This window comes from Streptomyces sp. NPDC002787 (genome assembly GCF_053592095.1).
Genome location: NZ_JBSFVC010000007.1, coordinates 1 through 16,192, shown reverse-complemented (window position 1 = coordinate 16,192; position 16,192 = coordinate 1). Strand labels below are relative to the sequence as shown.

Annotated in this window: 11 protein-coding genes; 5 read left to right on the top strand and 6 right to left on the bottom strand. The window is 69.1% G+C overall.

Annotated features, from left to right (window positions below):
• Nucleotides 1-2 precede the first annotated feature (2 nt).
• The 5 genes from ACWD26_RS11315 to ACWD26_RS11295 all read right to left on the bottom strand — a co-directional run bounded on the left by ACWD26_RS11315 (nucleotide 3) and on the right by ACWD26_RS11295 (nucleotide 9,153).
• The gene (locus ACWD26_RS11315) at nucleotides 3-980 is read right to left on the bottom strand and encodes an ABC transporter permease (RefSeq protein WP_451268610.1); all 978 of its coding nucleotides are present in this window, start codon (nucleotides 978-980) and stop codon (nucleotides 3-5) included.
• A gap of 126 nt (nucleotides 981-1,106) precedes the next feature.
• On the bottom strand, nucleotides 1,107-2,909 hold the full coding sequence (locus tag ACWD26_RS11310; protein WP_451268608.1) for an ABC transporter substrate-binding protein: 1,803 nt from the start codon (nucleotides 2,907-2,909) through the stop codon (nucleotides 1,107-1,109).
• 103 nt (nucleotides 2,910-3,012) lie between these two features.
• Nucleotides 3,013-4,053 (bottom strand): ABC transporter permease, encoded by a 1,041-nt coding sequence (locus tag ACWD26_RS11305; RefSeq protein ID WP_451268606.1) that lies wholly within the window; start codon nucleotides 4,051-4,053, stop codon nucleotides 3,013-3,015.
• A 623-nt stretch (nucleotides 4,054-4,676) separates the two neighbouring features.
• Nucleotides 4,677-6,584, bottom strand: coding sequence for a translational GTPase TypA (gene typA / locus ACWD26_RS11300; protein WP_451268604.1), 1,908 nt, complete (start codon nucleotides 6,582-6,584; stop codon nucleotides 4,677-4,679).
• Between the two features lie 181 nt (nucleotides 6,585-6,765).
• Nucleotides 6,766-9,153 carry an ABC transporter family substrate-binding protein gene (locus ACWD26_RS11295; protein WP_451268602.1) on the bottom strand — a complete coding sequence of 796 codons (2,388 nt, stop codon included), beginning with the start codon at nucleotides 9,151-9,153 and terminating at the stop codon, nucleotides 6,766-6,768.
• Nucleotides 9,154-9,491: 338 nt separating this feature from the next.
• Here ACWD26_RS11295 and ACWD26_RS11290 point away from each other — a divergent pair, with 338 nt between their 5' ends.
• Genes ACWD26_RS11290 through ACWD26_RS11275 form a run of 4 tightly spaced genes read left to right on the top strand, consistent with a single transcriptional unit; the run spans nucleotide 9,492 to nucleotide 13,426 of the window.
• A complete protein-coding gene (locus ACWD26_RS11290) occupies nucleotides 9,492-9,782 on the top strand; it encodes a hypothetical protein (protein WP_451268600.1) in 291 nt (96 codons plus the stop codon).
• 59 nt (nucleotides 9,783-9,841) lie between these two features.
• The gene (locus ACWD26_RS11285; protein WP_451268598.1) at nucleotides 9,842-10,678 is read left to right on the top strand and encodes a hypothetical protein; all 837 of its coding nucleotides are present in this window, start codon (nucleotides 9,842-9,844) and stop codon (nucleotides 10,676-10,678) included.
• A complete protein-coding gene (locus tag ACWD26_RS11280; protein WP_451268596.1) occupies nucleotides 10,678-12,624 on the top strand; it encodes a fumarate reductase/succinate dehydrogenase flavoprotein subunit in 1,947 nt (648 codons plus the stop codon). Before ACWD26_RS11285 ends, ACWD26_RS11280 begins: the two co-directional genes overlap by 1 nt.
• Nucleotides 12,625-12,646: 22 nt before the next feature.
• Nucleotides 12,647-13,426, top strand: a complete 780-nt coding sequence (locus ACWD26_RS11275; RefSeq protein ID WP_451268594.1) for a succinate dehydrogenase/fumarate reductase iron-sulfur subunit — start codon at nucleotides 12,647-12,649, stop codon at nucleotides 13,424-13,426.
• 53 nt (nucleotides 13,427-13,479) lie between these two features.
• Here the strand turns inward: ACWD26_RS11275 and ACWD26_RS11270 are convergent, their stop codons facing one another.
• Nucleotides 13,480-13,773 (bottom strand): hypothetical protein, encoded by a 294-nt coding sequence (locus tag ACWD26_RS11270; RefSeq protein ID WP_451268592.1) that lies wholly within the window; start codon nucleotides 13,771-13,773, stop codon nucleotides 13,480-13,482.
• Between the two features lie 125 nt (nucleotides 13,774-13,898).
• On the opposite strand from ACWD26_RS11270, the gene ACWD26_RS11265 reads away from it, so the two are divergent.
• Nucleotides 13,899-16,040: a hypothetical protein gene (locus ACWD26_RS11265; protein WP_451268590.1), complete on the top strand. Its 2,142-nt coding sequence runs from the start codon at nucleotides 13,899-13,901 to the stop codon at nucleotides 16,038-16,040.
• Nucleotides 16,041-16,192 lie beyond the last annotated feature (152 nt).

The window sequence follows — 16,192 nt, the reverse complement described above, 5'->3', positions numbered from 1 at the left end:
TCCTAGCTGAGGCGCACGCGCGGGTCGATGTAGGCGTAGGCGATGTCCACGATGATGTTCAGCATCAGGATGAAGAACGCGCCGAACAGCATCACGCCCATCGTCAGCGGAATGTCCTTGCCGACCGAGGACTCGACCGCGAGACGCCCGATGCCGGCCAGGTCGAAGGTGTACTCCGTGACGACCGCGCCGGAGAGCAGCGCGCTCAGGTCCATGCCGATGATGGTGACGATCGGGATGAGTGAACCCCGCCAGGCATAACGGAAGAATACGTACCGCTGCTTCATGCCCTTCGCGCGGGCCGTACGGACGTGTTCCTCCGAGAGCTGCTCGATCATGGTCGAGCGGGCCATACGCGTGTACTGGGCGGTGAAGATGGTGGCCATGACCGCCCAGGGGATCAACAGGCCCATGAACCAGCCCACCGGGTCCTCGGTGATCGGCACATACTTGGGACTCTCCATCCAGCCGGTGCTGTAGACGAGGAGGCCGAGGACGATCGGGCCGAGGAAGTAGATCTGGAACGAGCTGAGCACCATCGAGGCGCCGCTGACGGCCTTGTCCACGGCGGTGCCGCGCTTCCAGGCGGCGAGCAGACCGGCGCCGAGACCCAGCACCAGGAAGATGACCAGACCGCCGATGGTCAGCGACAGGGTGAGCGGGAAGCTGTCGACGATGGAGTCCCAGACGAAGTCGCCGGACTGGAAGGACATGCCCAGGCACGGAGCGGAGCAGTGCCCCACCGCGAAGTCACGGCCGACCACGATGCCGGACATGAACTCCCAGAACTGCGTGGTGATGGGCTTGTCGAGGCCGAGGTTCTCTCTGATGACCGCGATGTTCTCGGGGGAGCAGTTCTTGCCGCAGGACAGCTGCGCGAAGTCTTGGGGGATCGTATAGAACAGGAAGAACGTGAAGGCGCCGATCAGGAACATGATGACGACAGCGCCGATCAGCCTGCGGATGAGGAACTGAAGCATGGCGGGTGGATGCTCTCTTCGAAAACGCGGCGGTCGGAGGGGGTGGAACCGACCGCGGGGGTGCGCTCCGCCTGGCGCACACCCCCGCGGATCAGCCGGACTGACCTGACTGGCCGGACTGACGGATTACGGCTGCTTCAGGAACACGTCGTTGATGTCGATGTAGCTCGACTCCGTGCTGTACCGGGCACCACCGATGTTCGATCCGAAGAGCTGGATCTGCTTCGAGTAGTAGACCGGGGCGGCCGGGTTGATCTCCTCCACGATGCGGTGGTGAGCCTCTTCCCACGTCTTGGCGGCGGCCTCGGGCTCCTCGGTCAGCGCCTTCTTGATCAGCGCGTCGACCTTGGTGTCCTTGATGTGGGAGTAGTTCGAGCCACCGTCGGCGACCAGCGTGCCGTCGTAGACCGGGGTGATGACCGTGGACGGGGAGGACCAGTCCTGGCCCCAGCCGGTCATGTAGATGTCGTACGGGTTGTCCAGCTTGCCGATCTGCTCGTAGTAGCTGGCCCGGTCGATCTCCTTGGCCTGGACGTCGAAGCCGAGCTTGCCCAGCGCGTCCTTGATGATCACCTGCTGGGCCTGGCCGCGCGGGGTGTTGGAGTAGGCATAGCTGAGCTTGGTGCCCTCCTTGACGCCCGCCTCCTTCAGCAGCTCCTTGGCCTTGTCCAGGTCACCGTTGGGCTTCTTGGTCTTGCCGAACGGGTCATAGGACGCGTCGTAGCCCGGCAGGGTCGGCGCCATCAGACCACCGGCGACCTCACCGCCGTAGCGGCCACCGTCGGCCTGGACCATGGCCTGGGACGGGATCGCGTAGGTGATCGCGTCGCGGACCTTCTTGTCCTTGACGGCGGCGGCGTCGAGGTTGAAGGTCAGCTGCCACACGTAGGGCTGGTAGCCCTGGATCGTGCGCTTCTTGGTCTCCGGGTTGGAGATGACCGTCGACATCTGCGCCGGGTCCACGGAGTCCGTGAACTGCATGGCGTTCTTGGCCTCGCCCTGGTCGGCGATCAGACGCTTGGTCTGGCTGGCCTGGTCGATGGTGTTGGTGAAGTTGAAGCCGTCGACGTACTGGTGGCGCACCGCGTCCGTCTTCGGGTCCCACTGGTCGTTCTTGACCAGCGTCAGCGACTTGCCGGCCTTGAGCTCGGAGATCTTGTACGGGCCGAGGGAGGCCGGCGCCTTGTCGTACTTCTCCTTCGTGTCCTGCTTCTCGGGCACGATGGCGTAACCGGCCATGGCGAGGGCCTGCGGGAGGTCCGGGCGCGGCTGGTCGAAGTGGAAGACGACCGTCTTGTCGTCCGGGGTCTCCAGGACCGAGTCCGGCAGGTGCTTGCCCTTGAACGGGCCGTCCGGCAGCGCCTTGCGGTAGTCGGAGCCCGACAGCCAGCTCTGGATGTACGTCGGGCCGTCGAAGATGAACTTGGCGTACTGGCGCTCGATGGTGTGGCGGACGTCGGCCGAGGTGATGGCGTTGCCGTCCTCGTCCTTGATGCCGTCCTTGAGCTTGTACGTCCAGGTCTTGCCGCCGTCGGAGGACTGGCCGGAGTCGGTGGCGATGTCACCGACGACCGTCAGGTTGCCCTTCTCGTCCTCCTGGTAGTTCGTCAGCCCGCGGTGGATCAGGTTGGAGAGCTGACCGGCGTCGGAGACGTAGATCTGACCCGGGTCCAGGTGCGTGATGTCCGACTGCTGGTAGACGTTGATGACACCGCCGGACTTGGCGCCCTTGACCTCCTCGGCCGGGCCGGTGGACGCCGCGGCGTCACCGTAGGCGACAGGCTTCGACTGCTCGGCGGCGTCCTCCTTGCTCTTGGAGGTGTCCTTCGTGTTGCTCTTGCCGTTGTCCGAGCAGCCGGCCAGCGCGAGCGAGCCGGCCACGAGGGCGACGGCCACGGCGCGCGTGGTGCGGTTTCTGATGGGCTTCATGATGCCTATGCACCTACCTGTCGATAGTTGTCCACGAGTACTGCCTGACGGCCCGGGAGAACCCGGGTCGGGGGCGGCAGTCCCCCCACCCACCAATGGACGATTACCGTCCGGTCTTGGGGTCGAATGCGTCCCGGACGGAGTCGCCGAGAAGGTTGAAGCAGAGCACGAAGACGACCATCGCCACGCCCGGGAAGAACATGAACATCGGGTCCTGCTCGTAGACCTCGGCGCCGACGGCGAACATGCGGCCCCAGTCGGGAGTGGGCTCGGTGAAGCCGACGCCGACGAACGAGAGGAAGGCGATGGAGAGGATCGTGCTGGGCAGGATGTACGTGCCCTGCACCAGGATCGGGGTGACGATGTTCGGCAGGATCTCCTTGCGGACGATGCGCCAGGGCGAGGCCCCGGACACCTTGGCCGCCTCCACGAACTCGCGCTCACGCAGCGAGAGCACCGAGCTGCGCACCAGTCGGGCGAGGCTCATCCAGCCGAGGAACCACATCACCAGGACGATGGCCACGGCCCGCAGGTAGGTCGGCGTCTCGTCGCGCGGGTCGACGAAGAGCGCGGTGACGACGGGCATGAAGGCGATGAAGAACAGCTGCTGGGGGAAGCCGAGGAAGAAGTCGGTGATCCGGCCCACCCAGTAGTCGACACGACCGCCGAAGTAGCCGCCGATCATGCCGATGAGGACACCGGTGGTCACGCTGAACAGGGTGACGATGACCGCCATGTACAGCGAGGTCCGCATGCCGTACAGCAGCATCGTGAACACGTCGCGGCCCAGCTTCGGCTCGACACCGAACCAGAAGTCACCCGACATGCCACCGAAGGAACCGGTGGGCATCGCGAAGTCGTCGAGCAGGAACGGGTAGTCGGGCTCCTGCGCGTAGAGCGTGTAGGGGTCCTTGCCGTACAGGCTCGAGATGACCGGCGCGAGCGCGGCGATCACGAAGAAGAAAATCACTACGCACGCGGAGATGACTCCCGTACGGTCCCGCTTGAACCGTTGCCACATCAACTGCCCGGGGGAACGACCCTCAAGCTTCTTCTCACCCTTGGCGACCTCGGCGGTCGTCTCGAGCTCGGGGTCCAAGGCGACCGCGGACCCGGAGCCCTCGGCCTTGGTTGGACTGGTCATGTCTGTTCTTCCCCCGGGGGGTTGGAGAGTTGAGCGCAGCACAGATACCGGCAGGTTCTGTGGTTTGGGGGAACTTTCGCCAAACGGGTCAACGCGCGTCAAGGGCGGAAGGCATAGGGATCTCCCTACCGTCCATATTTTGAGCAAAAATTGCAAAGATTGACACCTGCGCGCGCTTGACAGGCGGGACGGCAAACCGGCGAAACGGACATACGCGGAGCGATTTTTGTTTACATGTCCGAAACTTGATCGCTGGATCACCGATATCCGAACAGTGCTTCACAGCTCACGGATAGTCAACGAAGGGTCCCGGCCGGAAGTCCAGCCTCCCTTGCGCGCCCTTCGCAACCTCCCCGGGATCCTCAGCATCCCCACGAGACCTCCCCTGTACGCGGATACGCCTGAAGCCCGACCCTCCACAGGCCGGGGAACCGGGACTTGACGCTCCGACAGAAGACTCGACAGGCGCGCCGGCGCGTAGTGCGACCCAGCCATTCTACACGCGTAGCGTCGTACGTCCGGCACGCGGCATGCCGCCACCGGACGTCGGGGCACCGCCCGCCCGCACGCCTTGGTCCGGGTCCCCTGGGAACTCGGGGGTCCCGGACCAAGGCCCCGGAACGTCAGCCGTGCTTGGCGCGGCTCGCGGCACGCGCGCGTTCCCGCGCGTCCAGGTTGACCTTGCGGATGCGTACGGCCTCCGGGGTCACCTCGACGCACTCGTCGTCGCGGCAGAACTCCAGGGACTGCTCAAGCGACAGCTTGCGCGGCGGGACGATCGACTCGGCGACGTCAGCGGTCGAGGACCGCATGTTCGTCAGCTTCTTCTCCTTGGTGATGTTGACGTCCATGTCGTCGGAGCGCGAGTTCTCGCCGACGATCATGCCCTCGTACACCTCGGTGCCAGGCTCCACGAAGAGCACACCGCGCTCCTGCAGGTTCGTCATCGCGAACGCGGTGACGGCGCCGGAGCGGTCGGCGACCAGGGAACCGTTGTTACGGGTCTGCAGCGCGCCGAACCAGGGCTCGAAGCCCTCGTGGATGGAGTGCCCGATGCCCGTGCCGCGCGTCTGCGTGAGGAACTCGGTACGGAAGCCGATGAGACCGCGGGACGGCACCACGAACTCCATACGGACCCAGCCCGAGCCGTGGTTGGACATGTTGTCCATCCGGCCCTTGCGGACACCCATGAGCTGCGTGACCGCGCCCATGTGCTCCTCGGGCACGTCGATCGTCATGCGCTCGACCGGCTCGTAGACCTTGCCGTCGATCTCCTTGGTGACCACCTGGGGCTTGCCGATGGTCAGCTCGAAGCCCTCGCGGCGCATCTGCTCGACCAGAATGGCCAGCGCCAGCTCACCACGGCCCTGCACCTCCCAGGCGTCGGGACGCTCGGTCTCCAGGACCCGGAGGCTGACGTTACCGACCAGCTCGCGGTCGAGGCGGTCCTTGACCTGGCGGGCGGTGACCTTGCGGTCCTTCACGGCCGCCTTGGCGTCGGCGCCCTTGCCGGTGCCGCCGCGGCCCACCAGCGGCGAGGTGTTCGTACCGATGACCATGGAGATCGCCGGCTCGTCCACCGTGATCAGCGGCAGTGCGATCGGGTTCTCCGGGTCGGCCAGCGTCTCGCCGATCATGATGTCGGGGATACCGGCGACGGCGCAGATGTCACCCGGGCCGGCCTTCTCGGCGGGCTTGCGGGTGAGCGCCTCGGTCATCATCAGTTCGCTGATGCGGACGTTGGCGACGGAGCCGTCGCGCTTCATCCACGCGACCGTCTGGCCCTTCTTCAGCTCGCCCTGCTGCACCCGCAGCAGCGCGATACGGCCGAGGAAGTTGTCGGCGTCCAGGTTGGTGACGTGCGCCTGGAGCGGGGCCGTCTCGTCGTACGTCGGCGCCGGGATGTGCTCCAGGATGGTCGAGAAGAACGGCTCCAGGCTGGTGGAGTCGGTCGGGACCGTGCCGTTGTCGGGCTTGGTGAGGGACGCGACACCATCGCGCCCACACGCGTAGACGATGGGGAACTCGATCTGGTCCTCGTCGGCGTCCAGGTCGAGGAAGAGGTCGTACGTCTCGTTGACGACCTCGTCGATCCGGGCGTCGGGGCGGTCCGTCTTGTTGATGCAGAGGATGACGGGCAGCCGGGCCTGCAGCGCCTTGCGCAGCACGAACCTGGTCTGCGGCAGCGGGCCCTCGGAGGCGTCGACGAGCAGGACGACACCGTCGACCATCGACAGACCGCGCTCGACCTCGCCACCGAAGTCGGCGTGGCCGGGGGTGTCGATGATGTTGATGGTGATGACGTCCCCCCCGTCCTTCGGGTGGTACTTCACCGCCGTGTTCTTGGCCAGGATCGTGATGCCCTTCTCACGCTCCAGGTCGTTCGAGTCCATCATGCGGTCGTCGACGGAGTCGAGCTGGTGGGCGGCGAAGGCACCGGCCTGCTTCAGCATGCCGTCGACGATGGTGGTCTTGCCGTGGTCTACGTGAGCGACGATGGCGACATTGCGAATGTCGTGGCGCGTGGCCATAGTGCGGCGAATCTCCCGGGGTGTGTGGACGGCCCTCGCGTATGTCTCTCGTCACGCGGACCCTGCCGGGCTGGACACGCCACGGCCTCACCCCATGGTACGGGGCCGCCGCGGCAAGGGCTCCCCGGGCTGCTCCGGCCCAGCTCAGACCGGGCCGGCCCCAGCTCAGGGAGGGTGACCCCTACTTTTCCGAGGGCCGCGCCGGTCCCTTCGCGCCCTTCTTCAGGAAGCCCATGTCCTCGTGGACGGGGGTCTGGAAGCCGAAGGCTCCGGCGTTCGCGAGGGTGGTGCGGGCGGCGACGAGCTGGGGCCGCTGGTAGAGGGGGATGGACGCGGCGGCGGCCCAGATGCGGGCGTCCGCCTTGCGGATCAGGGAGCGGGTCTCGGACTCGTCGAGCGTGGACACCGCCCGGTCGAAGAGTTGGTCGACCTGGTTCGTGCCGACGCGCGTGTAGTTCTGCTCGACGCTCAGCGAGCCGTCGGCCGCCGGGACCGGCTTGGCGTAGATCGGCCGGGCGTCGGTGGCGGGGAAGGCGGAGGCCGGCCAGGAGTACAGCGCGAGGTCGTACTGCCCGTTCGCGATGTGGTCCTTGAAGTAGCTCTCGTCGGCGACCTCGGAGATCTCCGTACCGATTCCGACGCGCTCCAGCATCATCGCGATCCGGTGACCGACCCGCCGCAGCGATTCCGTGCCGTTCCCCGACGGCAGCACGAATCTCAGCGTCAGCGACTTGCCGTTCTTGGCGAGCGGCGCCCGCGCGGCGTCGGCGGGCGCCCGCGTCCCCGTCGGCGCGTACGCGCCCGCGACGCCACCGGGGGCGTGCTGCTTGCCGTCCTGAGCGAGCTGTTCGCCCTCCTCACCCTTCTTCCCGTCGTCGCGGCCCTTGCCCTTCCCGGCCCTCCCGGCCTCGGCCTCGGCCTCGGCCTCGGCCTCACCGAGCGTGCCGCCGGCGGCGCCCACCTCGTCGTCGCTCTCGAACGGCTTGTTGTCCTCGCCGACGATGTACGTGCTGGCGTCCTCGGAAGCCTTCGAGTCGCCCTCCTCGCGTCCCTTGACCTCCTTCTTCGTTCCTTCCGGCGTCTTCGTCCCTTCCGGCTTCTTCGTCCCTTCCGACCCGGCCGCCTTCTTCCCCTGCCCGGTCTCCGCCATCGGCCCGCCCTGCTCCCAGCCGGCGTCGGCGAGCAGCGCCCGCGCCTCCTTGGTGTCCTGGCCGCCGAGCGCGCCGCTGTTGTCGGCGTAGGCGGCCTGGCCGGCGAGGGCGAGGTGGCTGCCGACGGGGACGGCGGGCAGACCGAGGGGTTTCAGGACGAGCGCGGCGAGTTCCTCGCGGTCGATGGCGCGGGCCACGGCGCGGCGGACGCGCTCGTCGGAGAGGGGGCCCTCGGAGCCGTTGAGGGCGAGCTGGGTGAAGGCGGGTTCGAGGGAGCGGCGGACGGTGAAGCCGCGCAGGGCGGACTGCTGGGTGGTGTACTCGACGATGGCCGCGCGCCGCTTCGCGCGAACGCTGACCTCGTCCTTCGCGGCCTCCTCGTCCGAGCCGTGCGCGATGGCCCAGGACCGCAACGACTTCGCGGGCGTCAGCTCGGAGCCGGGACCGTGAGCGAGTTCACCACCCCGGGAGAGGGAGCCCTGCCCGGCGAGGGGACCGCTCTGCGAGAGAGGCCCGGCGCCCTGCGTCTTCTTCTCGTCACGGGAGGCCGCCGTGATCCGCTCGGCCTGCGCGGAGTCGATCTCGGCGATGTCTACCTGGTTCCCGGCCAGCGCCTCGGCCCGCTTGTCGCGCGGTACGGCGCGCAGGACCAGCTCGGAGAGCTTGGCGGTGCGGCCCCACCAGCGGGGATTGCGGACGAGGGTGACCTCGCCCTCCTTGCGGTCGATGCCCTTCAGCGCGAAGGGCCCGGCGGTGACCTTGAGCTTCTTGCGGGCGCCGTCGTTGAAGGAGTCGGGGGTGCCCATCACCTGCTTGGGGTACAGCGGCGAGAACAGCGACTTCCAGTCGGCGTACGGGCGGGCGAAGGTGACCCGGACCTCCAGGTCGTTGTCGCCCCGCTCGATCTTCTCGATGCGTTCGTAGCCGGCGTTCCTGGCCGTCCAGTACGCGGAGTCCTTGCCGGACAGGGCCCGCCACTGCGCGGCGAAGTCGGCGGCGCCGATCTCCCGGCCGTCGCTCCACACCGCCTCCTGGTGGAGGTTGTAGAGCACCACCTGCTTCGGCTCACGCTCGACGACCTTCGCCGACTCCACGTACTCGGGGTTGAGCTCGGGACGGCCACTGGCGTCGAGGCGGTACATCGACGGCAGTACGGCGCCGGCGATCCGTGCCGTCGCCGGGTCGGCGTCCGCCTGGAACGTGTTCAGCGTCTCCGGTACGGCGTCCACCGCCCAGCGCAGCGTGCCGCCGTCCTCGACCTGGTCCCGGGAGGCCGGGGCGATGTCCTGATCGGCGACGGGTCTGCCCGCCGGATCCTCTTCGCTGCACGCGGAGAGCAGGGGCACCGCGAGCGCGCCCGCGGTCAGGAAGGCGACCGAGCGCATGAGCGCGCGCAGTCCGACGCCGTCGTGGGACATCTCTGCTACCTCCGGTGGGCCGCACCGCCGGCGAACGGGGTTTATGATCACTTTTGGGTGCATATGGAGTTGATCACATCTACGGCCACACACTGAAGAGGAAGGGACGGACCGACCGACGGCGACACGGCGACGGGGAGCGAAAAGCCACCCGTGCGGCGCAACGCGCCGCACCCGCCCCCCGGCGCACTCCGAGCGTGTACGGGCGTGCACGGGCGGTATGCAATCCGCCAATCGATGCACATCCCTTCACAGCGCAACGTGTGACGCGCAACACTCGCAGGCGCATGAACGTTGCCGCCTCGGACCTCCACGACCCGCGGAAGTGAGGGCAAGTCATGTCCGTGCAAGATGAAATGACATCGGTCCAGCGGTGCCTCGACGACCTGTACCGGTCGGTGGGCCGTCTGGAACAGCAGATCGGCGGGGGCGGGCCCGACATGCGCCGGGTCCGCGCCGACATCGCCCATCTGCGCGAGAGCGTCGCGCTGCTGCGTGAGACGGCCGCCGGCTCCTCGGCCCCCAAACGGCCCGAACTCGTCACGATCCCCGACACCCCGTACGACGACTCGCTGTGGACGGACTCCGACGACGAGGGCCTGGGCGCCCGCGACCGCCGCGCCCCCTGAACCCGAGCGTCCGGCAGTCCGAGACCTCGACGACCTGAGCACCCGACCGGGAGTCCACGTTGGCCACTGGTACGGAACCACCAGCAACAGAACCCCATCCCGGACGCGGCGGCGTACACACCGGTACGCGCGCCGCGATCGCCGCCCCGCATCTGCGGACCGACCGCTGGTGGCTGGCCCCCGCCGCCACGGCGGCCGGTCTGCTGGCCTTCATCGTGTACTCGACCTGGCGGGCCTTCGCGGACGCGCACTACTACGCCGCCCCGTACGTCTCGCCGTTCTACTCGCCCTGTCTGGCGGAGCGCTGCGAGCCGATGCACGCGGGCCCCAACTGGGAGATCTTCGGCGCCTGGTGGGGCATCTCACCGGCGATCATCATCCTGATCTTCCCGCTCGGTTTCCGTCTGACCTGCTACTACTACCGCAAGGCCTACTACCGCGGCTTCTGGGCGTCCCCGCCGGCCTGCGCGGTGGCCGAGCCCCACAGGAAGTACACCGGTGAGACCCGCTTCCCGCTGATCCTGCAGAACATCCACCGGTACTTCTTCTACGCCGCGATCGTCGTCGCCGGGATCCTGACATACGACACCGTCCTCGCCTTCCGCGACGAGAACTACGAGTGGGGCCACATGGGCCTCGGCACGATCGTCTTCCTGATCAACATCGTGCTGATCTGGGCGTACACGATCTCCTGCCACTCGTGCCGGCACATCGTCGGCGGCAAGCTCAAGCACTTCTCCCGGCACCCCGTGCGCTACCGGATGTGGCAGTGGGTCGGGAAGCTCAACGCCCGGCACATGCTGCTCGCCTGGGCCTCGTTGGTGAGCGTGGCGCTCGCCGACTTCTATGTGTACCTGGTCGCGTCCGGCGCCTTCGACGATCCGAGGTTGTTCTGATGTCCGTGGTCGAACGACAGGAGTGGGACGTCGTCGTGGTCGGCGCGGGCGGCGCCGGGCTGCGCGCCGCGATCGAGGCCCGGGAGCGGGGCGCCCGTACGGCCGTGATCTGCAAGTCCCTGTTCGGCAAGGCCCACACGGTGATGGCCGAGGGCGGCATCGCGGCCAGCATGGGCAACGCCAACCCGAACGACAACTGGCAGGTCCACTTCCGCGACACGATGCGCGGCGGCAAGTTCCTCAACCAGTGGCGGATGGCCGAGCTGCACGCGCAGGAGGCCCCTGACCGGGTGTGGGAGCTGGAGACCTGGGGCGCCCTGTTCGACCGTACGAAGGACGGCCGCATCTCGCAGCGCAACTTCGGCGGCCACGAGTATCCGCGCCTGGCGCATGTCGGTGACCGTACGGGTCTGGAACTGATCCGCACGCTCCAGCAGAAGATCGTGGCGCTCCAGCAGGAGGACCACAAGGAGACCGGGGACTACGAGTCCCGGCTCAAGGTCTTCCAGGAGTGCACGGTCACGAGGGTCCTGAAAGACGGCTCGCGGGTGAGCGGCGTCTTCGGCTACGAGCGCGAGTCGGGCCGTTTCTTCGTCCTCGAAGCGCCCGCCGTCGTGATCGCCACCGGGGGCATTGGCAAGTCCTTCAAGGTGACGTCGAACTCGTGGGAATACACGGGCGACGGGCACGCGCTGGCGCTGCTCGCGGGGGCGCCGCTGCTGAACATGGAGTTCGTGCAGTTCCACCCGACGGGCATGGTCTGGCCGCCGTCGGTGAAGGGCATCCTCGTCACGGAGTCGGTGCGCGGGGACGGCGGGGTGCTCAGGAACTCCGAGGGCAAGCGGTTCATGTTCGACTACATCCCGGACGTCTTCAAGGAGAAGTACGCGGAGTCCGAGGAGGAGGGCGACCGCTGGTACGAGGACCCGGACCACAACCGCCGTCCGCCCGAGCTGCTGCCCCGTGACGAGGTGGCGCGGGCCATCAACGCCGAGGTGAAGGCGGGCCGGGGCTCCCCGCACGGCGGGGTGTTCCTGGACGTGTCCACGCGGATGCCGGCGGAGACCATCCGTCGCCGACTGCCGTCCATGTACCACCAGTTCAAGGAGCTGGCGGACGTCGACATCACGGCGGAGGCGATGGAGGTCGGGCCGACCTGTCACTACGTGATGGGCGGCATCGCGGTCGAGTCGGACACGGCGGCGGCACGCGGCGTACCGGGCCTGTTCGCGGCCGGTGAGGTGGCCGGCGGGATGCACGGCTCCAACCGGCTGGGCGGCAACTCCCTCTCCGACCTGCTGGTGTTCGGCCGCCGGGCGGGGCTCCACGCGGCCGAGTACGCGGCGGGCCTGGCCGGCGCACGTCCCCCGGTGGACGACATCGAGGTCGACACGGCCGCCGCCGAGGCGCTGCGGCCCTTCTCCGCGGAGGGCCCCGCCCCGGGCGAGGACGAGACGGGACGCCCGCCGGAGAACCCGTACACCCTCCACCAGGAACTCCAGCAGGCCATGAACGACCTGGTCGGCATCATCCGCCGCGAGGGCGAGATGGAGCAGGCGCTGGAGAAGCTGGCCGATCTGCGGGTGCGGGCGCGCCGGGCGGGTGTCGAGGGCCACCGGCAGTTCAACCCGGGCTGGCATCTCGCCCTGGACCTGCGGAACATGCTGCTGGTCAGCGAGTGTGTGGCGAGGGCCGCGCTGGAGCGCACGGAGTCCCGTGGCGGCCACACCCGTGAGGACCACCCGACGATGGACCGCGACTGGCGCCGGATCAATCTGCTCTGCCGGCTCACCGATCCGACGGGCTGGCCGGCGGCCGCGGACCCCGTCCTCGGCCAGATCTCCCTCAGCCGTGAGACCACCGACCCCATCCGTCCCGACCTGCTCGCCCTCTTCGACAAGGAGGAGCTGGTCAAGTACCTCGCCGAAGAGGAGCTGTACGAGTGAGCAGCTACGAGGAGCCGCGGTCATGAGCGGCGGCTACGAGGCCCGCTTCAAGGTGTGGCGGGGCGACGTGAAGGGTGGCGGACTCGAGGACTTCGAGGTCGAGGTCAACGAGGGCGAGGTGGTCCTCGACATCATCCACCGCCTCCAGGCCACCCAGGCCCCCGACCTCGCCGTCCGCTGGAACTGCAAGGCGGGCAAGTGCGGTTCGTGCTCGGCGGAGATCAACGGGCGTCCCCGGCTGATGTGCATGACCCGGATGTCGGTGTTCGAGCGGGACGAGACGATCACGGTCACTCCGCTGCGGGCCTTCCCGGTGGTCCGCGACCTGGTCACGGACGTGGGGTTCAACTACACCAAGGCGCGTGAGGTCCCGTCCTTCGTGCCGCCGGAGGGTGTGGGCCCGGGCGAGTACCGGATGATGCAGGAGGACGTGGACCGTCCGCAGGAGTTCCGCAAGTGCATCGAGTGCTTCCTGTGCCAGGACACCTGCCATGTCGTCCGCGACCACGAGGAGAACAAGCCGGCGTTCGCGGGTCCGCGCTTCCTGATGCGGGTGGCGGAACTGGACATGCATCCCCTGGACGCGGCCGAGGACGCCGGCCTCGACCGCAAGGCCGCCGCCCAGGACGACCACGGCCTCGGCTACTGCAACATCACCAAGTGCTGCACCGAGGTCTGCCCCGAGGGCATCAAGATCACCGACAACGCGCTGATCCCGCTGAAGGAGCGTGCCGTCGACCGCAAGTACGACCCGCTGGTGTGGCTGGGCTCGAAGATCAGGAGGCGTTCCTCAGCGGGGTGAGGAACCGCTGGAGGCTGTGGGGTCGGTGGAGTTGAGGGTCCGACGCGTGGTCGTCACGGAGTGGTGACGCGACCGGGGCGGGTCGCGAGGAACGACAGCACCATGTTCGTGACGATCAGGACCAGGCCCGCCGGGCCGAACACGTCCGCGCGGTCGTTCGTCATGCCGACGCACCACAGGCACAGCCCCGCGCCGCCGACGATCGTGGCCCAGCCCCACAGCGCCGGCCGGAGCGTACTGCGGCGCAGCCACGGCAACAGCCACCCCGTACGGATCGCCGCGACACCGAACACGGCGGTGGCGACCACCACCGCCGCGAGGCACCCGATCCCGATGTTCGTCAGCATGTCCTGCCTCCCCCTCGCGGACGAGGCGATCATGACATGCCCCCGCCACCGGCACCACCCTCCGTCTCGCCCACTGAGCCCCCTCCCGCTCGCGACCGCGCAACACCCGCCATACGCTCCCAAACGTGACGTCGCGTCTGAGGAGCACCCGGTCGCCCACCGCCCCCTCCCATATAGCCACCCGCCTTGCCCACGCCATGTTCGGGGTACTGGCGGCCGCGGGCTGGCTCCTGGTAGGCGGGCAGGTCGTGGAACCGGCCGTCGTCGGGCAGTCCGAGGCTCCGGCCGTCGGCAGGCAGCGTCTGGGGCCGGTCGGTGGCAGGCAGCTTGCCGGTCCGGCCGACCGGGGCGTGCCGGTGGTTCCGGTCGTCGGCGGGCAGCCCGCGGTTCGGGCCGACTCAACGGCCCCCGGGGACGACGAGGCCTCCGGGGTTGATCTGATCCTGCCGGTGGCCGCCGCGGGTGCGGCAGCCGCCGTCGCCGCGTACTCACTCGTACGACGCAGGCGCCGCATCCAGCTTCGTACGACGCCGACCGGCACCTACGAACCGCCGGTCGCCCCCCTGCCCGACCTGCGCCGCCGGGCGGAGCGGCTGCTCGTCGACACGGACGACAGCGTGCGCACGAGCGCCGAGGAACTCCGCTTCGCGGCGGCCCGGGCAGGCCGCCGGACCGAAGAGCCGCACGCGGAGAGGCCGACAGGCGGTGCGGAGACCGGACGCCACGCGGAGAGGCCGACGGCCCCCGAGGCGACCGAGCCGCGTACAACGAGCCCGGCGAGTGACGAGGCGAACGGACGGCCCGCCGAAACGTCGGCGGCGCACGACCGGCACCCCACCGAGCCGCGCGCCGAGAAACCGGCGGGTCCCCACGACGCCGAGACACCCGCGCAGGGCCCAGCGGACGACGGCGATGCCGAGCCCTCGGGCGAGAGCCCGGCGAGTGAGGAGGACGCCGGGCGGCACGCCGAGAAGCCGGCCGTCCCCGACGAGGCCGAACCACACGCCGACAACCCGCCCGCCCCCGACGCGAGCGAACCGCCCGCCGACGAACCGGTGGCGCCCGACGCGCACGTCGAGAAGCGGGGCACGCGGCACCCGACCGGGCCGCACGCGGAGAACCCGGCGGCGGACGACCCCGCCGAACCGCCCGTCGAGAAGTCGGCGGGCGGGGCCGGCGCGAGGCCCGTCGCGCTTGACCCGGGCAAGCCGTACGCCGAGACGCCCGCGGCGCGGGACGCGGTGATGCCGTTCGTGGAGGCGTTGGAGGACGCGCGGGGGGAGTTGGTGGGGGCCTTTCGGGCGGGGCTGCGGCTCGACGAGGGGGCCGGTGTCCTGTCGCCCGACGAGGAACGCGCGCTGCTGGAGGAGATCCTGACCCGGTGCACGACGGCACAGCGGCGGCTCGACACGGCGACGCCCGCCTTCGATCAACTGCGCGCCCTGGAGAGGGACATCAGCCCGGCCCTGGAGTGCGCGGAGACCCGCTTCCGCGAGTTGACGGGGCGTACAGCCACCGCCGCCACCACCCTCACGGCCCTCCGCGACGGCTACGCCCCGGCCGCCTCCCTCCCCGTCACCGGCCACGTCGAACAGGCCAAGGACCGCCTGGTCTTCGCCACGACCGAGCTGAACCGGGCCCGCCAGGCCGCCTATCCGGGTGACCTGCACACCGCGGCCGTACACCTGCGCGCCGCCGAGGGCGCGATCGACCAGGCGGACGTGTTCGTGACCGGCGTGGAACGACTCGCCGCCGAGCTGGCGGAGGCCGCCACGACCGCGCAACAGGACGATCCCCTCACCGGCCCCTACGACGACCCCCTCGACGTCCTCCGCCGCCAGGGCCGCCCCCTCCTCCCGGCCCGCAGCGCCGTCGCCGCCGCGTCCGACTTCATCACCACACATCGGGGGGCGGTCGGCGTAGCGGCCCGGACCCGACTCTCGGAAGCGGAACGCCACTTGGCCCAGACAGGCACAGACACCACAGGCACCGGCGCCGACAGCGGCAGCGCCGCCCCCGGGAACGCCCCCGCAGCCCAGCGCGCCCACGCCCTCGCCGAGGAAGCCCGGCGCCTGGCCGAGCAGGACGTGCGGGCGTACGGAAACCCCTACGGCGGCCTCGTGGGCGACGGCCTGGCCGGTGCCCTGCTGGGCGGCATCATCCTCCGCGAGCCCCCCGACGCGACCGGACGGGAGGGCCTACGGGGCCCCGCCTGCTACGGCGGAACAGCAACCCGCGGCCGCAGAACAGCGGCCCACGCCTTCTGACACCGGCCCACACCACCGCCCCGAAAGGGGGCCGTACCCACACCACCGAGCCCTAGATGTACTCGGTCATGACGTTGGTGACAGTCGACTGATCGGTGGCTGGCCGCCGAGCGCAGTGTGTCGGCGGCCAGTGTTGTAGAAGTCGAGCCAGG